23 protein-coding genes and 1 other annotated feature are annotated in these 25,622 nt (G+C 28.7%); all 23 genes read right to left on the reverse strand.

Going from position 1 to position 25,622, the window contains the following annotated elements; translation table 11 throughout:
• Window positions 1-13 precede the first annotated feature (13 nt).
• Window positions 14-1,267: a cell division protein FtsA gene (gene ftsA / locus ACQ3F0_RS01460; protein ID WP_428863250.1), complete on the reverse strand. Its 1,254-nt coding sequence runs from the start codon at window positions 1,265-1,267 to the stop codon at window positions 14-16.
• Between the two features lie 261 nt (window positions 1,268-1,528).
• Window positions 1,529-2,584 (reverse strand): type IV pilus twitching motility protein PilT, encoded by a 1,056-nt coding sequence (locus ACQ3F0_RS01465; RefSeq protein WP_428863251.1) that lies wholly within the window; start codon window positions 2,582-2,584, stop codon window positions 1,529-1,531.
• 146 nt (window positions 2,585-2,730) lie between these two features.
• The gene (gene sigK, locus ACQ3F0_RS01470) at window positions 2,731-3,444 is read right to left on the reverse strand and encodes an RNA polymerase sporulation sigma factor SigK (protein WP_428863252.1); all 714 of its coding nucleotides are present in this window, start codon (window positions 3,442-3,444) and stop codon (window positions 2,731-2,733) included.
• A gap of 229 nt (window positions 3,445-3,673) precedes the next feature.
• Complete coding sequence (locus ACQ3F0_RS01475) at window positions 3,674-5,311, reverse strand: penicillin-binding transpeptidase domain-containing protein (protein ID WP_428863253.1); 1,638 nt, start codon at window positions 5,309-5,311, stop codon at window positions 3,674-3,676.
• A 61-nt stretch (window positions 5,312-5,372) separates the two neighbouring features.
• A complete protein-coding gene (udk, locus tag ACQ3F0_RS01480; protein WP_428863254.1) occupies window positions 5,373-5,993 on the reverse strand; it encodes a uridine kinase in 621 nt (206 codons plus the stop codon).
• A 1-nt stretch (window position 5,994) separates the two neighbouring features.
• On the reverse strand, window positions 5,995-7,218 hold the full coding sequence (locus ACQ3F0_RS01485; RefSeq protein WP_428863255.1) for a peptidase U32 family protein: 1,224 nt from the start codon (window positions 7,216-7,218) through the stop codon (window positions 5,995-5,997).
• 1 nt (window position 7,219) lies between these two features.
• Entirely contained in the window at window positions 7,220-7,867 is a 648-nt protein-coding gene (locus ACQ3F0_RS01490; RefSeq protein ID WP_428863256.1) for an O-methyltransferase, read from the reverse strand.
• Window positions 7,868-7,886: 19 nt separating this feature from the next.
• On the reverse strand, window positions 7,887-8,903 hold the full coding sequence (gene mltG, locus ACQ3F0_RS01495; protein WP_428863257.1) for an endolytic transglycosylase MltG: 1,017 nt from the start codon (window positions 8,901-8,903) through the stop codon (window positions 7,887-7,889).
• Window positions 8,904-8,921: 18 nt separating this feature from the next.
• Complete coding sequence (gene typA, locus ACQ3F0_RS01500) at window positions 8,922-10,748, reverse strand: translational GTPase TypA (RefSeq protein ID WP_428863258.1); 1,827 nt, start codon at window positions 10,746-10,748, stop codon at window positions 8,922-8,924.
• A gap of 200 nt (window positions 10,749-10,948) precedes the next feature.
• Entirely contained in the window at window positions 10,949-12,616 is a 1,668-nt protein-coding gene (locus ACQ3F0_RS01505) for a ribonuclease J (protein ID WP_428863259.1), read from the reverse strand.
• A 36-nt stretch (window positions 12,617-12,652) separates the two neighbouring features.
• The gene (locus ACQ3F0_RS01510; RefSeq protein ID WP_428863260.1) at window positions 12,653-13,099 is read right to left on the reverse strand and encodes a Fur family transcriptional regulator; all 447 of its coding nucleotides are present in this window, start codon (window positions 13,097-13,099) and stop codon (window positions 12,653-12,655) included.
• A gap of 23 nt (window positions 13,100-13,122) precedes the next feature.
• A complete protein-coding gene (locus ACQ3F0_RS01515) occupies window positions 13,123-13,368 on the reverse strand; it encodes a DUF1292 domain-containing protein (protein ID WP_428863261.1) in 246 nt (81 codons plus the stop codon).
• Window positions 13,369-13,382: 14 nt separating this feature from the next.
• A complete protein-coding gene (gene ruvX, locus ACQ3F0_RS01520; protein ID WP_428863262.1) occupies window positions 13,383-13,799 on the reverse strand; it encodes a Holliday junction resolvase RuvX in 417 nt (138 codons plus the stop codon).
• Between the two features lie 56 nt (window positions 13,800-13,855).
• Window positions 13,856-14,104: an IreB family regulatory phosphoprotein gene (locus ACQ3F0_RS01525; RefSeq protein ID WP_428863263.1), complete on the reverse strand. Its 249-nt coding sequence runs from the start codon at window positions 14,102-14,104 to the stop codon at window positions 13,856-13,858.
• A 94-nt stretch (window positions 14,105-14,198) separates the two neighbouring features.
• Window positions 14,199-16,838, reverse strand: coding sequence for an alanine--tRNA ligase (alaS, locus tag ACQ3F0_RS01530; protein ID WP_428863264.1), 2,640 nt, complete (start codon window positions 16,836-16,838; stop codon window positions 14,199-14,201).
• Window positions 16,839-16,899: 61 nt separating this feature from the next.
• Window positions 16,900-17,074 (reverse strand) — a binding site (T-box leader).
• A gap of 114 nt (window positions 17,075-17,188) precedes the next feature.
• Complete coding sequence (locus ACQ3F0_RS01535) at window positions 17,189-18,223, reverse strand: AI-2E family transporter (RefSeq protein ID WP_428863265.1); 1,035 nt, start codon at window positions 18,221-18,223, stop codon at window positions 17,189-17,191.
• Complete coding sequence (locus ACQ3F0_RS01540) at window positions 18,198-18,707, reverse strand: PRC-barrel domain-containing protein (RefSeq protein WP_428863266.1); 510 nt, start codon at window positions 18,705-18,707, stop codon at window positions 18,198-18,200. The genes ACQ3F0_RS01535 and ACQ3F0_RS01540 overlap by 26 nt, the downstream gene beginning before the upstream one ends.
• A gap of 220 nt (window positions 18,708-18,927) precedes the next feature.
• Window positions 18,928-19,968, reverse strand: coding sequence for a tRNA 2-thiouridine(34) synthase MnmA (gene mnmA, locus ACQ3F0_RS01545; protein WP_428863267.1), 1,041 nt, complete (start codon window positions 19,966-19,968; stop codon window positions 18,928-18,930).
• 3 nt (window positions 19,969-19,971) lie between these two features.
• Window positions 19,972-20,409, reverse strand: a complete 438-nt coding sequence (gene nifU / locus ACQ3F0_RS01550; RefSeq protein WP_428863708.1) for a Fe-S cluster assembly scaffold protein NifU — start codon at window positions 20,407-20,409, stop codon at window positions 19,972-19,974.
• Complete coding sequence (gene nifS, locus ACQ3F0_RS01555; protein WP_428863268.1) at window positions 20,406-21,596, reverse strand: cysteine desulfurase NifS; 1,191 nt, start codon at window positions 21,594-21,596, stop codon at window positions 20,406-20,408. Before nifS ends, nifU begins: the two co-directional genes overlap by 4 nt.
• Before the next feature lie 4 nt (window positions 21,597-21,600).
• Window positions 21,601-22,026, reverse strand: coding sequence for an RrF2 family transcriptional regulator (locus ACQ3F0_RS01560; RefSeq protein ID WP_428863269.1), 426 nt, complete (start codon window positions 22,024-22,026; stop codon window positions 21,601-21,603).
• Window positions 22,027-22,712: 686 nt separating this feature from the next.
• Window positions 22,713-23,990, reverse strand: coding sequence for a replication-associated recombination protein A (locus ACQ3F0_RS01565; RefSeq protein ID WP_428863270.1), 1,278 nt, complete (start codon window positions 23,988-23,990; stop codon window positions 22,713-22,715).
• A gap of 87 nt (window positions 23,991-24,077) precedes the next feature.
• Complete coding sequence (locus ACQ3F0_RS01570) at window positions 24,078-25,316, reverse strand: EAL domain-containing protein (RefSeq protein WP_428863271.1); 1,239 nt, start codon at window positions 25,314-25,316, stop codon at window positions 24,078-24,080.
• Between the last annotated feature and the right edge of the window lie 306 nt (window positions 25,317-25,622).

Genomic DNA, 25,622 nt, shown 5'->3' on the forward strand with positions numbered 1-25,622 from the left:
AATAACCTCCTTGCTAAAAAAAATCAGAAATAAAGTCTTTCAATCTGTCAAGAATATTTTCACTTTTTTCTTCAACAGTTGAATTGATTTTTTTTGTACTATCATTTTTTGAATTTTCCTTACTATTTGATTGCTTAGTCATTTTCAACGTTTCATAAATATCTTTTATAGTTCCAACAACACAAGAATACTTTGGATTAGTTGCTCCAAAATCTGAAGGGTATCCTACCTCTACAGATTTTCCTAAAATATTAGATGCATATTGTGCAATATCTCTAAACAAAGAAACTCCACCACCAATAATAATGATATTAGAAATTTCCTCATAAAAGTTATTTTTGACCATTTTGTCTTTTGTCAAATACAATATTTCTTCTACTCTTGATTCAATAATACTATTCAATATCTCTTTTTTAATATCGCTCCTATTATTGTAACCATCATTAATTGTAATTGTATTTCCATCTTTTTCAGGGCTTAATTTAAGTTGTCCATATTTAATTTTCACTTGTTCTGATGTAGAATGAGGTATTTTTAAACAAATCGAGATATCTTTAGTAATATTATTACCCCCTAATGGAATTACAGATGTAAATATTAGGTTACGTTTCCTATACAAAGATAAATCAGTTGTTTCACCACCAACATCAATCACTAATGTAGATAAATTTTTATCAATATTATCTAATGCAATATTTGACACTGCTTGTGAAGAGAATACTTCTGCAATAATAGAAATATTTGCTCTCTCTAAACTCTTTCTTAAATTATTAAGAACCATAGACTTTGCCACAATAACCTGTGCATCTAGCTCTAAACGTAATCCACTCATACCAACAGGTTCGCTAATATTTTCATATCCATCAACAATATACTGTTGAGGGATAACTCCAACAATTTCTTTATCTTGTTGAAGTGAAATTATTTTAGCGGCATCCAAAACCCTAAAAACATCTTTTTCACGGATTTCCCTATCTTCAGAGGATATAGCTATAACAGCCCTATTAGAAATCAATTCACAAATTACTCCTGGCAACGATAGAAAAACAGCGGGAATTTTTATATCGACTATTCTTTCTAAATTATCTATACATTCTCGAATAGATTTAGCAGTAGTCTCAATATCTACAACTATCCCCTTTTTTACTCCCAAACAATCTACAGCATTTGTTCCTACTATATGTAAGTTACCTTGATTTTCGATTTTACCAACTGCACCATAAACATTAGAAGAACCTATATCAAGGGCTACAATATATTCATGCATTTGGTATACCTCCCTAAACTACTAAATACCAGCTAATACTAATATATTCAACGTAAATATCATTTTTCCTTTTTTATTCTAAAAAAAAATAGGAAAATTGTATAATGATAATTATATTATTATTAACATGAATTAATATCATTGTATCACAAAAAAAGTATTATTACTATATAGAAAATTTAATATTATTCAAATTTACAATAAAAAAAATGTCTATTCAACATGAATATAGGCATTTTTTCTGTTCAAACTATTTTTTTGTTATATAGCTGAAAGACGTTTAAACATTTCAACGTCAACTGCATATGTTAAAGCTTGCTCATATGCTATTACATTGTTCTTATATAATTCAACAATACTAGAATCCATTGTCTTCATACCATATTTTGCTCCTGTTTGAATTGAAGATTGAATTTGATGAGTTTTACCTTCTCTTATCAAATTTTGAATAGCAGTTGTTGAAACCATAGTCTCTATAGCAGCAACTCTTCCTTCACCGTTGCTTTTAGCAATCAATTGTTGAGATACAATTCCTTGAAGAACTGCTGAAAGTTGAACTTTTATTTGCTGTTGTTGGTAAGGTGGAAAAACATCAATAATTCTATCTATTGTTTTTGCTGCCCCAATAGTATGCAATGTAGAAAGAACTAAATGACCAGTCTCAGCTGCAGTAATAGCTATAGAAATTGTTTCAAGGTCTCTCATTTCCCCTACTAGAATAACGTCTGGATCTTCTCTAAGAACAGCTTTTAAAGCATTCTGATAACTTTTTGAATCTCTTCCTATTTCTCTTTGATTTATTATTGACTTATTATGTTTGTGCAAATATTCTATTGGGTCTTCTAAAGTTAATATATGAGCAGCTCGATTTGTATTAATTTCATTAATCATAGCTGCAAGAGTAGTACTTTTACCACTTCCAGTAGGTCCAGTTACTATTATTAGCCCTCTTCTTTTCTCAGTTAAATCTTTAATAACATTTGGCATGTTTAATTTCTCTAGACTAGGAATCTTAAGTCCAACTACTCTTATAGCTATAGCCGCACTATCCCTTTGTTTATATATATTTACTCTGAATCTTCCAATTTTGGGTATAGAATAAGAAGTATCTATTTCTCCTTTTTCTTTATATCTATCGTAATGAATTCCGAGTAATTCTTTTGAAAAAGTTTCAGTATCCTTTGGTGTTAACTTTTTTTCATCTAATTTAACCAATTCACCATTTATTCTGATAATTGGAACTGTACCTACTGTTAAGTGTAAATCTGATGCACCTTTATTTACTGTCAATTCTAAAAGTTCATTTAAAGAAATCAATATATCTCCTCCTAGTTTATTATAATATCATCTGATGTTAGACATATTTTATTGTCATTTTTAACCTATAGTTCATTTTATCAAATATTAACATGCAAGAAAAGAGTTATTAACAAAATTCAATGAAATTTTTAATAAAACTAAAATTATTTTTTATTATTAAACTTTACATTATTAAATTCTTTTAAAAGTTTCTTCAAAGCTTTTTTTTCAATTCTTGACACATAAGATCTTGAAATGCCTAAAAGTTTAGCAATTTCTCTCTGAGTTTTTGGATCCCCATCACAAAGTCCATACCTCATTTGAATGATTATCTTTTCTCTTTCCGCTAAGCAGTTTTTAATGTTTTTGTATAATTTTTTTACTTGAATTCTATTTTCTACCTTTTCTAATACTGAATCTTCATTTGTACTTAAAATATCCATAAGTGATATTTCATTGCCCTCTTTATCTATTCCAATAGGATCTTGAAGAGACATCTCATTTTTAATTTTTTTATTATTTCTTATTAGCATTAAAATCTCGTTTTCAATGCATCTTGCAGCATAAGTAGCTAATCTCGTTCCTTTCGAAGTATCAAACGAATCAATGGCTTTTATTAGTCCTACCGTGCCTATTGATATTAGATCTTCAACATCCTTATATGGGTACGAATACTTTTTAACGATATGAGCTACTAGCCTTAAATTTCTTTCGATTAAAATTGTTTTTGCTTCCGTATCACCATCTTTTAATTTTTTTAAATAATATTTTTCTTCTTCCTCATCAAGTGGTTTCGGAAACGAGTTTCCATTACTTACATAAGCTGTAAAAAATACTATACTACTCAATATTTCAACTAAACCATTAATACTTAACAACTAAGTCTCCTCCAGAGAGTGCTTATTATTATAATATTCAGTTGATTAAAAAATGTTTCCTAATTATATAGTGTTTTTTTCTTATCCTTATGTTTATAGTAATTTAATATTTTATTTGTAATGAAAATTTCTTTTGAATTTAAGTTTTTATAGTAAATTTTGACGAATTCTTGATAAATAAGATAAATATTCATTATTAAATTATATTATAGAATATTATCATATTATGCTAAGAATAAATATTTTCACATATTTCTTTAAAAATCGGCGCACACGTATCTCCACCTGATTTGTCACCAATGTCTTCAATAAATACTATCATGGAATATTTTTTTTCACCCATAGAATAAAACCCAGCAAACCAACCATCATAAATTTCGTTGTTTTTATCTATTCTAGTTGCAGTTCCAGTTTTGCCACCAATATCAATAAATTCGCTGTAAGCTTTACTTCCTGTCCCTAAACTATTTGTTACAACTTGTATCATTTGATTTTTTAAGATTCTAGCTGTATCTTTACTTATCACTCTTTTAGATTCAGCAGGGTATTCTTCTATTTTATTGTTATCGTTATCTACAAAAGCATCTAATATATATGGTTTCACATATATGCCATCATTTATAATAGTATTGGGAATAGCTAATGCTTCTAACATAGTTATTCTATGTTTTTGTCCAAAAGATGCAAGCTGAGTATCTCCAACATCATTAATATCACCCTCATATTTTCCAGATTGCTCCAAATCCATATTCAAGACCTTTTCAAACATTCCATACTCTTCTAGCAAACCATTAATCTCATTAATTCCTACTTCAACACCTATATCTGCAAAAATATTATTAGAAGATGCAATAAAAGCTGTTTCCACATTCATATAATCGTAGTTTATATGATCATTAAACAAATGTTTATTTTTATATATATTATTCAATGAAATTTTATTGCTTTCTAATCCTGCTTCTTCTATTACTGCTTTCATAATCGAACCTGGATAATACCCATTATTAGTGCTTATTCCCAATATAATATTAGGTAATGAATCATCTTTCTGAACTAATGCTTTAATTTTACCAGTATCAGCTTCCATCATTACTACACCTATCTGTTTATAGTCATTATATTTTTCTGAATTAAGTATATCCTTTATTGCTTTTTGTATTTCACTATCGATAGTTAACCTTACATTTTTATTATTTTCCGGAATATAGTAACCTTCATCCTCGAAAGTACCTTCTGTGTTTTTTTTAAATACTTTTTTGATAGGTTCATTTTTTTTTGTTTTGCTATGAATAAAACCTTCTAAACTATCTTTATTCTTCTCAATAATTTCACCATCTGAACTATATTTATTATAATTAGATATTAAATTTTCAATACTGTAAAAATGATTTTCTCTGTCAACTACTTGTTTTCTAGTTACATAATATCCTTTTACTCCATTTATACTTTGGATTTTATTATAGGTAGCTTTATCTATTTTCCATTTTAATATTTGACTTTGAGTTCCAGTATTAATAGTCCTTAGATCATATTTTGTATTATAATTTCTTAGTATAATGTCTAAAGCGTATAAATCATCGATTTTTGTATTATGATTATTCATAGCAAAAGAATAAGGATCAATAACAATATAAAACTCTTCGTTATAGTTTAATAAATTTTTCCCATTACAATCAGCCAGGTTATAATTGAGATCACTTGTCGTCTCCTCAAATGTAAATTGTGAATCTGCAATGGATACTAACTTATCAGCTTCTATATATTGTAATTTAACCATCTTATATACTAAATAAGTAAATAAAAATATTAGTATTGAAAAAAGTATTACTATTCTCTTCTTTATACTAAGTTTATTTTCATAAAACATAAAAACACTCCTTCTTAAGTAAAATACTTACCCAAAAGGAGTTTTTTATTCAATAATTATATTAATTATTTAAAATTTGCTTTATTTTAGCAACAATAATATCTATAGCGACCTTATTATGTCCACCTTCCGGTACTATTATGTCTGCATATCTTTTAGTTGGTTCTCCAAATTGCAGGTGCATAGGCCTAACTACATCTATATATTGATTTATAACTGACTCTAATGTTCTTCCTCTTTCATTAATATCTCTCACTATTCTTCTCAATATCCTGATATCTGCATCCGTATCAACATAAATTTTTATATCAAGTAAATCACGAATTTTTTTTTCTTGCAAAATCAAAATACCTTCAAGAATAATTATATTCCTTGACTTAACTAAAACTTTTTCATTTCCTCTATTGTGTAAAGAAAAATCATAAATAGGCTTTTCTATTGAATTACCTTTAATTAATTCATTTAATTGATGAACTAATAAAGGAGTATCAAATGCATTAGGATGGTCATAATTGGTCTTTGTTCTTTCTTCAAAAGTTAAATCACTTTGATCTTTATAATAAGAATCCTGCTCCAACATAGCAATGCAACTCTCATCAAATGTCCTGTAAATTTCTTTTGCAACTGTGCTCTTACCCGATCCTGTCCCACCGGCAATTCCTATTACAACTGGCCTTTTCATATTATTTTCTCCTCTCAATAAAGAGTAAATCATTTTTCTTTAATGGCAAGTCGACTTTAGCTTTAAAAATCATTTTTGCATTTCTTGCAGCGTCAATTTTCTTCCCTTCTTCATTGGTTAATTCATTAAGTGTTACACTCAATGAATCTCCTTCAGGTCTAAGAATTCCAACTGTTTCTCCGTCAAAAACTCTATTTCTTTGTTCTATTATAACAATAGAATTTTCTTTATCGAATTCCTTAACAATTCCAATGACGTCATAATCTCTTACATAGGATGATGAACCATAAAATTGTTTATTTTCTTCATCAAAGTAGAACCCTGTTGTGTAATTTCTATGACTAGGTTTTAATAAATAATCAAACCATTTCTCATCAAATTTATAATTGTTAGGATCAGAAAAATATGTATCTATCGCTTGCCTATATGCTTTTATAACAGTAGCTACATAAAAAACACTTTTCATTCTTCCTTCAACTTTAAATGAATCTATTCCAGATTGAACTAATTCAGGTATGTGTCTTATCATACATAAATCTTTAGAGTTCATTATATATGTACCTCTTTCATCTTCAAAAACTGGAAAATACTCACCTGGTCTTTTTTCTTCCATTAAATAATATTCATATCTACAAGGTTGAGCACACATTCCTCTATTTGCATCTCTTCCTGTCATATAATTTGATAGAAGACATCTTCCTGAATAAGACATACACATAGAACCATGAATAAATGCTTCTAACCCACATGTTGGAGAAGTCTTTTTTCTTATTGTTTTAATCTCTTCTAAGCTCAACTCTCTAGCTAAAACAATTCTTTTAACTCCTAAATCATGCCAAAAATTTGCAGATTTCCAATTTACATTGTTTGCTTGAGTGCTTAAATGAATTTCCAAGTTAGGTGTAACCTCTTTTGCAGTCATGATAATTCCTGGATCTGAAACAATAATTGCATCTACTCCTAAATTATACAATTCAATTAGGTAATCATCTATTCCTTCCAAGTCTTCATTATGTGGGAATACATTAACTGTTACATATACTTTCTTTCCTCTTTCATGAGCATATTTCAGTCCTAACTCTAAATCATTTACCGAAAAATTGTTAGCAAATGCTCTTAAATTCAACCTATTTCCACCAACATAAACTGCATCAGCACCAAAATCTATTGCTGTTATAAGCTTTTCTAAATTACCAGCCGGTGCTAATAATTCAGGTTTATTCATACTAATTCCTCCTTATGGTAATGGCTACCCCATCCCCGATAGGCAATACAGTGGTAACTAAATCTTCTCTTTTACTTATATCCATTAAATACTTTCTCATTCTTTTGACAATAGTAATTTTTCTTCTGATAACCAAATCATTATTTGCTACCATTCCTCTAAAAAGAACATTATCAGAAATGATAACGCCCTCTTTGTTCAATAAATCTAAACAATAAGGAAAAAATTCATTATAATGACCTTTGCCAGCATCAATAAAAATCATATCAAACTTTTCATTTAGAGTTTTTAAAATTTCCAAACAATCTCCTTCAATTATTTGAATTTTTTTATCTAATTGAGCATCTTGTATGTTTTTCTGTGCTATTTTAACCATATTTTCATTTCTTTCTATAGTTACAATATCTTCGACTGACTCTGACGCATTATTCATTAGAATCGATGAGTACCCAATTGCTGTTCCTAATTCCAATATCCTCTTAGGTTTTTTCATTGCAACCATAAATTTCAAAAGGTTTGCTACTTCTCTTTGAACTATAGGAACATTGTTAACATTAGCATACTCTTCTAGTTTCAATAAATTACTATCTTTTTCTTCAATGAGAGTATTTAAATATTCTGTTATAAAATTTAATGCAACTCCATCCATTTCATTTATTCACTCCTAATTAATTGTTAGCTTTATACCTTTTTTTTGCTGCTAAGAAATCATTGTAATTATTTGTGAAATAATGTTTTCCATCAGCATCATAAACATAGTATAAGAAATCTGTTTCATCAGGGGTTAATGCAGCTTCTATAGAAGCTCTGCCTGGATTGGAAATTGGCCCTGGTGTTAACCCTTTATTTTGATATGTATTATACACCGACTCAATTTTCAAATCAGTATTATACAATCGCTCTTTGTGTTCACCAATAGCATATAGTACTGTAGCATCAATTTGAAGAGGCATTCCTTTTTTAAGTCTATTGTTTATAACTGACGCAACTATACTTCTTTCTTCAGATACTTTTGTTTCCTTTTCTACTATTGAAGCAATTGTAATAGTTTCATTTAAATCTTTAATTTCTATATTTTTTTCGCTTTTAATATCTTTAATTACTGTTTCAAATTTCTTAATCATTTTATCAATAATGTCCTTAGATGATGCTCCTGTTTCAAACTCATAAGTATCAGGGAACAGATACCCTTCTAAATTATATTTTGTATCACTATTTGCATTTATATAATCCGGAAGAGTATAGTTAGAACAAGCCTCAATAAATTCTTCTTTTGTCACAAGTTCTTTTTCCTGAAGTAAAGTACCAATAGATTCAATATCATATCCTTCAGGAATAGTGACTTTATTTAAACCATACATTGATACTCCACTATCTAAAATTGCTAAAAGCTCAGTTAATGAAACGTTATTGTCTACTTCATAATGTCCTACTTTAATATTAGTAGCAATTTTCTTATATTTAACAGCCAATTTTAAGAAATCAGAATTTTCAATAATGCTATCATTTTCTAATTTATTAACCAAACTAAAGAAAGTATCACCTTTTACCACTTCTATTTTGACTTTTTCATTTGATGCACTAATTGGATGCTTAACTATGCTTTCAATTTTAAAATACATAAATGAAAAACCAAAAATTAATATTATTATAACAAACAGAGCGAAGATCTTAACACGTTTCATTATAACACCTCATTGCAATTATTTTTTTCTTGAGTTGACTCTTTTTCTCTCAACGCTATTTAAAAGTCTTTTTCTCATTCTAATATTTTCTGGAGTAATTTCAACTAACTCATCATCTGAAATAAATTCTAAACACTGTTCTAAACTTAATTCAAGTGCTGGTACAAGTTTTAATGCATCATCAGCTCCAGAAGATCTTGTATTAGTTAATTGTTTCTTTTTACATATATTAACCTCAATGTCTTCCGCTCTAGAACATTCTCCAGCAATCATACCTTCGTATACTTTTGTACCAGGTTTTATAAATAATCTTCCTCTATCTTGAGCATTAAATAAACCATAAGGCACAGCTTCTCCTTGTTCAAAAACGACAATCGATCCTCTATTTCTTCCTGGTATTTCACCTTTAAATGGCTCATAAGAATCAAACACATGATTTATAATACCATTTCCTTTAGTATCAGTTAAAAATTCATTTCTATATCCAATTAAGCCTCTAGCAGGTATTTTAAATTCTAATCTAGAATATCCATTAACCGCAGATGTCATATTTAACATCTCAGCTTTTCTTGGTCCTAATTTTTCGATTACTACTCCCATAAATTCTTCAGGCACATCAATAGTTAATAGTTCAATAGGTTCATACTTTTTATTATCAATATTATGGAATATTACATTTGGCTTAGATACTTGAAATTCGTATCCTTCTCTTCTCATTGTTTCAATTAAAATTGATAAATGTAATTCACCTCTACCACTTACTTTGAAACTATCTGCTGATTCAGTTTCTTCTACTTTCAAACTAACATTAGTTTCTAATTCTTTAAATAATCTATCTCTTAAATGTCTTGAAGTTACATAGTCTCCTTCAGTTCCAGCAAATGGAGAATTATTTACAATGAAATTCATATTTAAAGTCGGTTCATCAATTTTCACAAAATCTAAAGCTTCTGGTTCAGCGTTATCTGCAACTGTATCTCCTATATTAATATTTGGGATACCAGTTACAGCTACTATATCACCAAGTTTAGCTTCATTTACTTCAGTTCTTTTTAATCCTTCATACACATATAGATTAGAAACCTTCATATTTGTATCTTTTTTATCTAAATTTAAAACTGTTACCATTTGATTCTTTTTAATAACGCCTCTTTCTATTTTACCAATAGCTATTCTACCAACATACTCATTATAATCTATAGTAGTTACCAACATTTGTAAAGGCATATCAATATGTCCTACTGGAGGAGCAACTTTTTCTACTATAGTCTTAAATATTGGATCCATATCAACTGATTCATCTTCTAATTCTAATTTAGCAAAGCCATTTTTTGCTGAACAATAAACAACACTGAAATCAAGTTGGTCATCATCAGCTCCTAACTCAACAAATAAGTCAAAGATTTCATCAACAACTTCTTCTGCCCTCGCACTAGGTTTGTCTATTTTGTTAACACAAACTATTGGTTTTAATTTTAATTCTAATGCTTTTTTTAATACAAATTTAGTCTGTGGCATAGCTCCTTCATTTGCATCAACTAACAATAATACACTATCAACCATTCTTAATACACGTTCTACTTCACCACCAAAATCTGCATGCCCAGGTGTATCGACTATATTGATTTTTATCCCATTATAATCTATAGAAGTGTTCTTTGAAAGAATTGTTATTCCTCTCTCTTTTTCAAGAGCATTTGAATCCATTACTCTTTCTTCAACAACCTCATTTTCTCTAAATGTATGACTTTGTTTTAATAGTGCATCCACTAATGTAGTCTTCCCGTGGTCTACATGAGCTATAATAGCTATATTCCTTATGTCATTTCTTGTTATATTTTCCATACTAGTCCTCCAATTGATTTTAAAATCATTTTATATAGTTATTCCATAAAAAGTATTTATAGAGTTACTTTCGCAGTTTAACTTTTAACACAAATAAAAATTGGATACATTCTAGCATCCAATTTTATCATTGCCATATTTTATTGTAATGTTTTCGATATAAAAAGTCAAATTATTTATTCTTATTCATATAATCTCTGCTAAACTTCAACAATAATTGGTAATATCATTGGTTTTCGCATTGTTTGTTCAAATAAGAAAACGCGCAGAGATTCTTTTATTTTCGATTTAATAACTGCCCATTCTGTTATATGCTTACTTTCGCAGTCATCTAGCGCTTTTCGTACTATTTTCCTTGCTTCTCCCATTAATTCTTCAGATTCACGTACATAAACAAATCCTCTTGAAATTATGTCAGGTCCTGCTATAACTTTTCCTGAACTTTTTTCTAATGTAACTACAACAGTCAATATACCATCTTGAGATAAGTGTTTTCTATCACGTAACACTATATTACCTACATCTCCTACACCTAAACCATCAACAAATACTTGACCTGAAGGAACGTACCCATTCTTTCTAATAGTTTCTTTAGTAACTTCAATTACATCACCATTACTGGGTATTATAACATTTTTTTCAGGTAAACCTAATTTGATCGCTAAGTCAGCATGCTGTTTTAACATTCTATACTCACCATGAACTGGAATAAAGAATTTCGGCTTCACTAAAGTATGTATAAGCTTTAGTTCTTCTTGTTTTGCGTGTCCAGAAACATGAATATCTTCTAAAGCTTCATAAATAACATCAGCACCTTTTTTAAACAACTGATTAATTACTCTAGAAACAAGTTTCTCATTTCCTGGAATTGGTGTCGCAGAGATAATAACAGTGTCACCTTTCTCTATAAATAATTTTCTGTGATCTGACATTGCCATTCTAGACAAAGCTGCCATCGGCTCCCCTTGGCTTCCTGTAGTTAAAATTACAACTTTATCATTTGGATATTTTTTCATTTCATCTAGTGTTATTAAAACTTTTTTTGCAATTTCTAGATATCCTAATTCTGTTGCAACGCGAACAATATTCTCCATGCTTCTCCCGGAAACAGTCACTTTTCTTTCATGTTTATCTGCCGCTTCCATTATTTGGAGCACTCTATGAACATTTGAAGCAAAAGTAGCTACTATAATTCTTCCTTTTGCCTTCGAGAACAACCTTTCGAAAGCCTCACCAACTACGCTTTCTGACATTGTATAACCGGGTCTCTCAACATTAGTACTATCCGCTAACATCGCAATAACCCCTTTCTGGCCTAGTTCAACAAATCTCCCTAAGTCAGCCACTTGTCCGTCAATTGGAGTATAATCTATTTTGAAATCACCTGTATGCAATATCACACCTACTGGTGTATGAATAGCAATAGCAACCGCATCCGCTATACTATGGCATGTTCTAATAAATTCTATTGACATATTTTCTAATTTAATTACATCTCTTGGTTTCACTCTTATAAGTTCCGTTGTACTAAGTAAACCGTGCTCTTTTAATTTAGTTTCTAGTATACCCAATGTTAATTTTGTACCATAAACAGGAACATTTATTTCTTTTAAAACAAAGGATAGAGCCCCTATATGGTCCTCATGACCATGCGTTAAAAATACTCCTTTTATCTTAGCTTTGTTCTTTATAAGATATGTAATATCCGGTATAACTAAATCTATACCAAACATATCATCATCTGGAAATGCTATTCCACAGTCTATAATAACAATTTCATTTTGGTATTCAAATACCGTTAAGTTCTTTCCAACTTCATTTAATCCACCTAACGGAATAATTTTAATTTTATCTCTTTTTTTTCTCAAATTCTGCCCTCCTTTTACATTGTTGTCACAAATTTTCTAGGAACAATCTTTACATAACCCAAAAAATTTCACTTTGTGATTTTCGATTTTAAACTCATACTCATCTTCAATCGTAGCTTCAATAGAATCAAGCAAATCGCCTTTAACTTCTATCACTTTTCCACAGTTCTTACAAATTAAATGATGATGCTGATGTACCTCGTCTTCATTATTTAATTCATATCTGTTACAACCATCATCTAGCATTAACCTATTTATAATATTTATCTCTTCAAGCATTTGAATTGTTCTATAAACAGTTGCTAATCCTATTTCCGGACATTCAATTTTTACTATGTCATAAATCTCCTCAGCTGTTAAATGTTTACCTTGACTTTTATATATAATTTCAATTATGGCTGTTCTTTGAGGTGTTAGTTTATACCCTTTATCTTTAAGTTTTTTCTTTATTTCAATTGAATCAACAGGCAATTTATCAGACATTATATCTCTCCCATTTTATTATACTAATTATTTTCCAGACAAAGAGTTTCATACGCTTCTGATACTAATTTGAATTCATCATCATCATCAATAGTAACAAGTAACTCTTCACCTTCATCATCTTTAACAATTTTTAATGCTACTGCTTCATCATTATCTATTTCATTTAAAATTACATACTCACCATCTTCAATATCAAATTTCATAATTAATTCAAATTGTTGTTCTACACCATTATCATCTTTTAAAGTAAATATTTCATTTTCCATTTTTATTCCTCCATTTATAAGCTATCTAAGTAACTCTGTAATATAAAAGTAGATGCTACTTTATCAATTACTTTTTTTCTTTTCTTTCTAGACATATTTGCTTCAAGCATAGCTTTTTTTGCTGCTACAGTGGTTAGCCTCTCATCCCACATAATAATTTCCAAGTTAAATTTCTCTTCTAAAATTTCTGAAAACTCTAATGCTTTTTCTCCTTGACTTCCAATAGTTCCGTTCATATTTTTAGGTAAACCACAAACTATTTTCTGAGCTCCGTAGTCTCTAATTATAAACTCTAATTCTTCTAAATCTTTTTCAATCTTTGTTCTTCGGATAGTTTTGATACCTTGAGCAGTTAATCCTAAAGGGTCACTGATAGACACTCCTATAGTTTGATTACCAATATCTAATCCTAATATTCTTGTTATTTCCATAAGTTTCTCTCCTGAACTTTTAATATGGTCAAAATAAAAATGCCCATGGGGCATTTTTATTCTATTAACAAATAAGCTTTAATTACTTCTTCTAAAATATCATCTCTTTCAAGCTTTCTTATTAATGCACGAGCACCATTGTAATTAGTAATATAAGTTGGATCTCCTGAAATCAAATACCCAACAAGTTGATTTATTGGATTATAGCCTTTTTCTTTTAAAGATTCATTTACTTGCATCAAAATTGCTTTTGTTAAATCTTTTTTATTCTTTTCCATATCAAACTGCATTGTATTTTGGTCCATGCAACTCACCCCTTCATATAAGAAGCTTACAATATTAAGATTATAAAATTTATATTGTTAACTTAATTATAAACTAATTTAAAATAATTGTACACTATTTAACTAAATTTTCCATGATATTTTTAACACTATTTAATGCTTCATCCAATTTTTCAGGTTTCTTTCCACCAGCTTGAGCCATATCAGGTCTTCCACCACCGCCACCACCAGCGATTTTAGCTACTTCTTTTATTATTTTACCACAATGCACGCCTTTACTCAAAACATCTTTAGTAGCCATTGCTATAAACATAACTTTATTTTCGTTTTTACCGCCTAAAACAACTACTCCGCTTTTAATTTTATCACGAATTTTATCAGCAAGATTTCTTAATGAATCTCCATCAATGTCATTAAGTGCTTTAACCGCTACCTTAACTCCATTTATTTCTACAACCTCTTTAAGAATTTCATCCTCAGCGCCACCTGCTAATTTAGCTTTTAATTGATTTATTTCTTTATCTTTATCTTTAGTTTCATTTTGTATGCTTTTAATTTTAACCAATATTTCTTTTTCAGAGGATTTTAGAGCAGTGGAAATATTTTTTAACAGAAGTTCCTTGTTAGTGATATACTCTAATGCTTTTTCTGATGTAACAGCTTCAATTCTTCTAATACCAGCAGCAATTCCACTTTCAGAAATTATCTTAAATAAACCAATTTTCCCACAATTGTCAATATGAGTTCCACCGCATAACTCATTACTGAAGTCTCCCATTGAAACAACTCTAACTGTATCTCCATATTTTTCATCAAATAGTGAAGTAGCACCAGATTGTTTTGCTTCTTCAATACTCATGATTTGCGTTTCAATTGAGTGAACATTCATTATTTCCTTATTAACAATATTTTCAACCAATTTGAGTTCTTCATCACTTACCGAAGTAAAATGAGTAAAGTCAAATCTTAATCTGTCTGCGTTCACATAAGATCCTGACTGATGAACATGGTCTCCAAGAACTTTTCTAAGAGCAGCATGTAGCATATGAGTTGCACTATGGTTTTTCTCAGTACTATGTCTAGCCTCTTTATCGACTTCCATAAACACATCTTCACCTATACGTGCTGTACCTTCCTTTATTTCAACAAAATGTATTATTTGACCCCCAATATTTTTCTTGGTGTCAGTTACATCAGCTTTGAAGTTATCGCTATATATAACTCCTTTATCTCCTACTTGACCACCCATTTCTGGATAAAATGGAGTGTTTTCAACAACTATAGCTCCTCTATTACCTTCTTCAAGTGTATCAACTAAGTCATTTTCACCTGCAATCAACTTGATAGAAGATTTTAATCTTAGGTTAGTATACCCGTCAAAGTTTGTTTTTATTTCTTTCGAAATTTTATCAACTACATTTACTTCTGCACCCATGTATGTGCTTTCAGCTCTAGCTGACCTAGCTCTTTCTCTTTGAATTTTCATTTCACTATTAAATCCATCTATATCTATTTTCATATTATTTTCACATAATATTTCTTTAGTTAGTTCTACAGGAAAACCATATGTATCATATAATTTAAATACTTTACTTCCTGACAATGTATCTAATTTATTTTTCATTATTTCATCAATATATTCTTTTAAAATATCCATTCCTGCATCTATAGTTTCACTAAATCTTTTTTCTTCAATTCCTATAATTTTCTTAATATAATCTTTTTTATCAGATAACTCTGGATATGCAATATGAGAGTTTTCAATTACAACATCTACAATTTCACCTAAAAATGTAGACTTAATACCAAGTAATTTCCCATGTCTAGATGCTCTTCTTAATAATCTTCTAAGCACATATCCTCTTCCTTCATTTGAAGGAAGTATTCCATCACTAATCATGAAAGTAACACTTCTAATATGATCTGTTATAATCCTTAAAGAAACATCGTTATCAGCATTATCACCATATTTAGTGTTTGAAATTTCACTAACTTTTCCTAGTATATTTTTCATTGTATCAATTTCAAAAATTGAATTGGCTCCTTGCATAATTGTAGCCATTCTTTCTAGTCCCATTCCTGTATCAATATTCGGAAAATCAAGTTTTGTATAGTTACCTTCTTCATCTTTATCAAATTGTGTGAAAACAAGATTCCAGAATTCAACAGCAATATCATTTTCTGAAGCTTCAATGAATTCATCTGTAGAACTTAATTCTCCTTCACCTTTATAATAATGAATTTCCGAACAAGGTCCGCAAGGTCCTACTCCATGCTCCCAAAAATTATCTTCTTTACCTAATCTAAATATATGATTTGGATTAACATCTGTTTTGTTTTTCCAAATTTCTTCTGCTTCGTCATCATCCAAATAAACAGTAACATATAGTCTATCCTTAGGAATATCCAAAACTTCAGTTACGTATTCCCATGACCATGGAATGATTTCTTCTTTAAAATAATCTCCAAAAGAAAAGTTCCCAAGCATTTCGAAGTATGTAGCATGTCTTGAAGTTACCCCTACATTTTCAATATCGCCTGTTCTAATGCATTTCTGACATGTTGCTATTCTATTACGGGGTGGCTTTTGCAACCCTGTAAAATACGGCTTTAATGGAGCCATTCCAGCATTGATTAATAATAAACTTTTATCATTTTTAGGTACAAGAGAAAAACTATCCATTATTAAATGTTCTTTTTCTTTAAAAAAGTCCAAATATGATTTTCTAATATCATTTAATCCCATGTTTTTCATAATAAAACCTCCTTTGATTATATAAATATATTTATCGTAAAACAAAAAACTTCCAGCCCTTAAAAGGGACGAAAGTTAGATTCCGCGTTACCACCCTAATTATATATAGATATCTATATATCACTCGATAACTCATGACTCCAAGGCAGCTTCAATAAAACTGAAAAAAAGTTTTCACCAACCACTTTCTCTCTAACTAACAGATTTTATTTACTCATCCTTATCAACATCTTATATTTATATTTCATAATTTTGATTATATGAAAAAATACGATTTATGTCAATATTTTAGCAATAAATAGTATCTTTACCTCGATATTTGATTAATAATTTATTATTTTGTTTAACTATTAATATAAATAATAATTTAAATCTTCATAAATCACTTTTATTATTACAGTTAAAGGAATAGCCATTATCATACCTATAAATCCTGCTATTTTCCCACTTATAACCAAAACTAGAATAACTACTATTGGATGTAAATCTACTGAATCACCTGTTATCTTAGGTGCAATAATATTCCCTTCAATAAATTGTATCAAGTACATTGCTATTGTAACATACAAAGCGATTTGAGGAGAGTAAATAAATGTAACCAAGATTACTGGAATAGCACCAAAAATCGGCCCAAAATAAGGAATAATATTGAAAATGCCATTTATAAAAGACAGTAAAATTGGGTATTTTATATCAAACACTATAAGTAATATAAACGTAAAAAATGTAACTATACCACATAAAATAAATTGACTTAAAATATATCTACTCAAAATTTTATCTATATCATAACAGATCTTTCTTATAATTTTTCTTAGTTTTATTGGAAATACATATAAAATCTTATTATTTATATATTTTGAATCACATAAAAGGTAATAAGTTATAACGGGAATAACTAATAATGCTAATAAATTATCACCCATCTCAATAGCATTATCTAAAATATTATTTACTATAATTATTAAAGCATTATACCCTCTTTTATATATATTATTTAATAAGGATAAAAGTATTTTGTTATTATTTAGCACTTTTAAATTAATTGGTAATTGCGCAAAATACTCTTCAATTTCATCTATTGCTCTAGTTAAACTTAAACTTTCTCTAAATGCTAATGGGATAAAATAAATCAATATGAAAAAAATACTAATAAATAAACATAGAATCAAAATAAAAGATGAAAGCTTTCTATTAAACCCTTTATTCAATAACTTTTTCTGTAGAGGTTTAATAACATAATACAGAGAAAAAGAATAAAGAATAATACAAAAAATTTCTCTTAAAAATTCAAATTTGAATACACTAACTAAAATCACTAAAATAATTGTTAAGTATATTAAGTTTTTTTTATTTACATTACTTATGATTCTTATTTTCTTCATCTCCTAAAGTTGTAAAATGAGGCTTTGTATAAAAGTTAAACTCTTTATTAGAATTAAACAAAAATATACTATTATCACCAAGGATTATATCATCTAATAGAAGAATCCTCTTTCCTTCAATAAAATTTTCAATTAATCCTGTAGAAACAAGTATCCCTTTTATTGTTAGTCCTTCTTCCCCAACAAGAATATCTTCTAAAATCCCAATAATATTTCCCTCAATATCAATAACCTCAAACCCTTTTATATTAGATAATTTTAAATATTTTCCTTTATTGAATCCATTAAAAATCAATTTATCTCCAAATGATATTATGTTTTCTTTTAAGATGTATACATCTTTTGAAAACAACTTTTTTGATATCACTGAGAACCCTATAATTTCTCGATTATTTATATTTAATAATACATCATTTATAAAACCTATTCTTTTTCCTGTAATTCCCTCAACATTTTTTAAAATGAAATCTTTACTTTTTAACATAATAACCTTCCTATTTATGTGGATAAATCTATTTTTTCCAATATATTTCATAATATTCTAGTATTACCGAATTAATTTATTAAATATTTTTCAGTGTTATTTGCAATAACTATAAATTGCGAAGCTTGCTTCGTCTTTTATTTCAATTAAGAAATACTTATCAAATATTAACATTGTTTTAAAAAAGTATATAAAAAAATATGCTAAGTTCAACAAGAACTTAGCATATTTCCTCTATAACTCCACCACCAACAAGCATATCACCAGAATAAAATACTACTGATTGCCCTTTAGTAATGGCTCTCTGTTTTTCTTTAAAAGTAATCTTTATTCTATCTTCACCATATGGCTCAACATCAGCAAGTGCTTTTTTAGCAGAATATCTAACTTTTGCTTCTAATGTGATTTTATAGTCAAGATAATCAAATGGGATAAAATTAATATCTTTAGCAATCAATGAATTTTTTAAGATAAACTTTTCTTCTCCTAAAACCACTTGATTTGTTTCTGGTAAAATATCTATAACAAACATAGGTTTTCCAAAAGAAATCCCTAAACCTTTTCTCTGGCCAATAGTGTAATTGATTATCCCTTTATGTTCGCCTAATTTATTACCTGATTTATCAATAAAATCACCGATTTTAACTATATCCACTCTATCTTTAATATATTTACCATGGTTATTATCAGCAATAAAACAAATTTCCATGCTATCTTTTTTGTCATGAACTTTTAGACCGATTTTCTTTGCAATGCTTCTTATTTTTTCTTTTGAATATTTACCACATGGCATTAAAATATGTTTCAAAGCTTCTTGCTTAAGACCATAAAGCATATATGTTTGATCTTTTCTTGAGTCTTCTGCATTTATTATTAAATATCTTCCTTTTTCTTCAATAATACTTGCATAATGACCTGTTGCTAGAAAATCTGCACCCAAAGCCTTAGCTTCTTGGAACAATTTTCCGAACTTAATATACTTATTACATTCTACACAAGGGTTTGGTGTTCTCCCACTGCAATATTCATGTATAAAATTACCAACAACTTTTTCATTAAAAGAATGGGATAAATCAACTTTATAAAATGGAATATCTAGCATATCAGCAACTTCTTTTGCTTCTTTTGAAACATCAACATCTTCACAAACAACCATAGTAATTCCAATAACATTATATCCTTGTTCTTTTAATAAATAAGCCGCTACAGAACTGTCAACTCCACCACTTAAAGCAACAGCAACTGTCTTTTTTTCTCTCAAATCTTATTCATCCTCTCCATGAACAATGTCATGCAAATCATCAGAATGTTCTTCAAAGTCCCAAAGTTCTAAACCTTTGCTTAATCTATAGTCATTTATAGCTTTATGGATTGCTTCTTCTGCAAGAACTGAACAGTGCATCTTAACAGGTGGAAGACCATCTAATGCTTCAGCTACAGCTTTATTTGACAAATCCCAAGCTTCCTTAATTGTTTTTCCTTTTATCATTTCAGTTGCTATACTTGAAGAGGCAATTGCAGAACCACAACCAAATGTTTTAAATTTAACATCTTTTATTATATCGTCTTCTACTTCTAAATATATTTTCATGATATCACCACATTTTGCATTTCCTACTTCTCCAACTCCATTAGCACTTTTTAATTCACCAACATTTCTTGGATTTCGGAAATGATCCATTACTTTTTCGCTATACATTATAGTTCTCCTCTCTCTTTTAAAAATTCTTCCCAAAATGGTGACATTTCTCGTCTTCTTTTAATTATTTTAGGTAATTCGTTTATGACAAATTCTATATCTTTATCCGTAGTTAATTCCCCAAGACTTAATCTTAACGAACCATGAGCAACTCCATGAGATAAGCCTATAGCTAATAAAACATGAGAAGCAGATAAATCCCCAGACGCACATGCACTCCCAGTTGAAGCATTTAATCCTATATCATCTAAGTCTAATAATAATGTTTCACCTTCAACACCTACAAAACTAATATTTACATTACCAGGTAATCTATTTTCACCTGTAGCACCATTTAATTTTGAATAAGGTATTCTATAACTTAACTCGTTAATTAATTTTTCTCTTAAAACAGTTAATCTTTCTTTTTCATTTTCCATGTCATCGTGTGCTAATTGAATAGCCTTACCTAATCCAACAATTCCAGGAACATTTTCTGTGCTTGCTCTTTTTCCTTTTTCTTGTCCACCACCATGAATTAGATTTTCAAGTTTTATGCCTTTTTTAACATAAAGTACTCCAACACCTTTTGGTCCATAAAATTTATGTGCTGCAAGAGATAACATATCTATGTTCATTTCATTTACATCGATTGGAACATGTGTAACTGCTTGAACTGCATCAGTATGGAATAAAACATTTCTTTCTTTACATATAGCTCCTATTTCTTTTATTGGTTGAATTGTTCCTATTTCATTATTTGCAAACATAATACTAACTAAAATAGTTTCTTCTGTTATACTTTCCTTCAACTGTTGCAAATTTATCATACCTATTTCATCTACATCTAAGTAAGTAACTTTAAATCCATTCTTTTCCAAAAATTTGCATGTATTTGTTATAGCATGATGTTCAATTTTTGTTGTAATTATATGATTACCTTTATATTTATTTGAAAATGCTACACCTTTAATAGCCCAGTTATCAGCTTCTGATCCACCACTTGTAAAATAAATTTCTTTTTTATCAGCATTCAAAACATTTGCTACATTTTCACGAGCTTTTTCTATAGCAATTTTGTTTTCATATGCAAAACTATAAAAAGACGATGGATTTCCATAACTTTGCGTAAAATATGGTACCATTTCATCTAAAACTTCTTTTTTTGTATAAGTTGTGGCTGAATAGTCCATGTATATCCTGTTTTTCATAATATCACTCCTTATTTTGTTGCATTGAAAATGCATCATCAAGCATATCTTGAAGAGTAATAGATTTTGTAACATCATCAATACTTTGCTTTATTTTAGACCAAAGTAGTCTTGTAGCACAATAATCAATGTTATTACACTCATCACTATCAAGGCAGTTGGAAATTTCAATAGGGCCTTCAAGTATATTCATGATTTCCCATACAGTGATTTCATTTGGCAGTTTAGCTAATATGTATCCGCCTTGAGCTCCTCTTATGCTTTTAATTAATTTAGCCTTACGTAAACTAGAAAATAATTGTTCTAAATACGATTCTGAAATTTTTTGTCTTTCTGCAATACTTTTAATAGATATCGGGCTGTCATTGGAATTTGAAGCCAAATCCAACATCGCCTTAACACCATATCTTGTCTTTGTAGAAAGTTTCATCACATCACTCCTCAATTCCGAGTGTTTCACTCTACTTTCAATGATATTCTAACAAATCACAGTAATCTTGTCAACTTTATTTTTATATATTTTCAATTAATTATTTCAATATATTTTTGATTCAGGTTTTGTTTTAAGTAGTCGTTGATTTTGTGGGCAATACTTATAAATTGCAAAGAAAAGCGCTTTGCAATTTTAGTGACAAGTTACAAGTGATAAGTGACAAGTTCATGATACCTTTCGTAAACGAAAGCTTTTAATTAAATGAAAGACAAAAAAATTATTTTTGCGTGGCAAAAGTTAATTGTTCCATCATCGAAGATGATAAAGGCTTAGTTAATGATTTTCTGCAAGAGAATTATCCTAAGAGTCGGCTTAAGGATTAGTTCTACTTTTCTTTCAAAAATATGCAGTCTTCAAGAAAGAATTTTTATTACGAAACTTTATTTATACATGTACAAAATCTCAGGTACTTATGAGTTTTGGACTTGTATAAATAATTAGTTGAATTAAAAACTCTATATGTTTTTTAAAAGAATTTAGTAGAGGTTATACTTCAACGATCTCTTTCATTAACTTGTAGCTTATCACTTGTCACTAACTTACTTCGTATTTTATTTCAATTATAAGTCTTTTAATTAATATCAACACTATTTAAAATATAGCCTAAATTTATAATACTTCCATCAGGTATTTCTATTCTTTAGATAATCCATATACTTTTTTATTGATCTTTCATACTTATTATTTCCATGCTTATAATACTCTTTATCCTTCAAGTTATCCGGTAAATATTGCTGTTCAATATAATTATTTTGATAATTGTGTGGATATTTATAACCTATTCCTCGATTAAGTTTCGCTGCTCCACTATAATGTCCATCTTTTAAATAAGAAGGAATTTCTCCAATTTTTTCGTTTTCTAAATCTTTCAAAGCAGCATCTATAGCAACTATAGCAGAATTAGATTTTGGAAGTGTTGCAAGTAACAATGTAGCTTCTGCCAAAGGAATCCTTGCTTCTGGAAAACCTAGTTGAAATGCTGTATCTACACAACTTTTAACAATAGTAATAGCATTAGGATAAGCAAGACCAATATCCTCTGACGCAATCACAAGAAGTCTTCTACAAATAGATTGTAGATCTCCACTTTTTATAAGTCTAGCTAAATAATGAACTGAAGCGTCTGGGTCACTACCTCTTATAGATTTTTGAAAAGCACTTAAGTTATCATAGTGATTATCACCATCTCTATCGTAATTTAAAATTTTCATTTGAGTACATTCTTTAGCAATATCAAGATTTACTATTATTTTCTTGTTTTCATTCACCGGAGTAGAGTAAATACACAATTCCAAAAAATTTAATGCTTTTCTCAAGTCACCATTACTCATATCAGCCAAATATGATAGAGCACTATCTTTTATTTCCAAGAAAATATTTTCATATTCATCAGATACTTTAAGTAATGCCCTTTTCATTGCCTCGATTAAATCTTCTTTCTCCAACATTTTAAATTCAAATACTGAAGACCTGCTAAGTATTGCATTATAGATATAAAAGTATGGGTTTTCCGTTGTACTTGCAATTAATGTTATAGATCCGTTTTCTATAAACTCTAATAAAGATTGCTGCTGTTTTTTATTAAAATTTTGTATTTCGTCTAAATATAGTAAAACTCCATTAACACTCATTATTGTATTTAATTCGTCGATGATTGATTTTACATCTTTAATAGATGCATTTGTAGCATTTAATTTATAAAATCTTTTATTTGTTTTTTTAGCAATTAAATTTGCAACAGTTGTCTTCCCCGTTCCTGGTGGTCCAAAAAATATCATATTGGGTGCTATAGGTGACTCAATTATTCGCCTCAATATTTTACCTTTACCTAATAAATGCTTTTGTCCCACAACTTCATCAAATGAATTAGGTCTCATTCTATCTGCTAGTGGTTTTCTCATTTTATCAATCCTTCTCTTGCTCATTTTTTGAATATTTTATTTCATATCTACACATAAAAACAGCAGCAAAATCGCTGCTGTCTAATATCACATAATATTTATGTCGTTTGGATTAAAATCAATGCATAATATATATTTGTTTCCATCTACACTCTCAAATACTTCCGATATGGTAACACATAAATTACCAGTTGCAAGTGAAATATATGCATCAGTAATGTATTTCTCTAAAGCCATATTTTTTAAATAATAATAATATTTTTTTAAAGAATGATTAGTCATCCTAACAGCTGGTTGGAATATCAAAGCCTTTTGAGATATCATAGATTTATATTGTGTAAATGTATCAGTAACTTGTATTCCATCATAATTCAGAACATATATACATTCAAACTCATCATATTCTGCAGATACTTTTTCAAGAATATCATTGAAATCATCTTCAGAAATACCTGATAGTTTCCCTAGTATCTTCTTTATAATTTTTTCGTATTTTTTATGATTGAGTTTTTCAAAATTTATTTTATCTTCCATGTACATCATATATTTAGAGGCTATATTATCCAAATTTTCTTTAACCTTATTTACTAAATCATTATCTAATCTATCATGATGTCCAAAGTATTCTCCAGTAATCATATCAGCACCTAAATCTATTGTTGTTAATGCTTGTTCGTCTGAAACTATACCATCTGCAATAACTAAGGCACCTATGTTTTTACTTAAATTAACTAAAGATTTAAAGACTTCTTGTTTATAATAATCCTCTTCAATAAACTCAGTTATGTTTTTACTTATTTTAATAATATCAGGTTCAAAGAAAGATATCTTATCAAGATTTGCAAACCCAGATCCAACTTCACTTAAACAAATTAAGAACCCTTTACTTCTATAGGTTACAATAAATTCTTTTAAACATTCAGCGCTTTTAAATTTATCATCTGTAATATTCAAAACAATATTTTGTGGCTTTAACTCATATTTTTGGATTAAATCAAGTATTATTCCTGAACCTATAAATTTATATATAATAGATAAATTTATATCTATAAATAATAATCCTTCTGAACTATTCAAAACTGAAGATGCATATCTTGCCACAGTATCTTCTCTATAAGTTCTATCTATTGAAATAATCTTTTCTTCATCATCAACTGTCTTTGCTATTTCCCTCATAGATATAATTGAATCATTCTGAGATACTCCTAAATTCTTAGATTCAACACCAACAATTTTTCTATTAATAATAGAAACTATTGGTTTATATTTAATCTGTAAATCACTATCTATTTCAACATTATCAATTTCAAACTGCTTTTCTCTCAAAATAGGCACCTACCTTATTTATTAATTCTTCTTATTTTATTTCGTACTATTTTTTATTTTACATATAATAAATAGACTTTTCAAGTAAATTAGCATAAAAGTAGAAATATTCTTTACAAAATATCCTAATATCCTAGTATTAATATTCATTAAAAATATCATATTAAATTCATGAAAATACATGTAATTAAAATTTTCAAGATATATAATTGGAATTTTAATTGTTGACAATAAGTAGTTTTAATCATATACTTTGATTATCAAATATTTTGAAACTCAAAATGATTCAAGTGAAGAAGGAGTAGA

It is taken from the genome of Clostridium sediminicola, assembly GCF_050402865.1.
GTDB classification, from domain to species: Bacteria; Bacillota; Clostridia; order Clostridiales; family Clostridiaceae; genus Clostridium_AF; species Clostridium_AF sediminicola.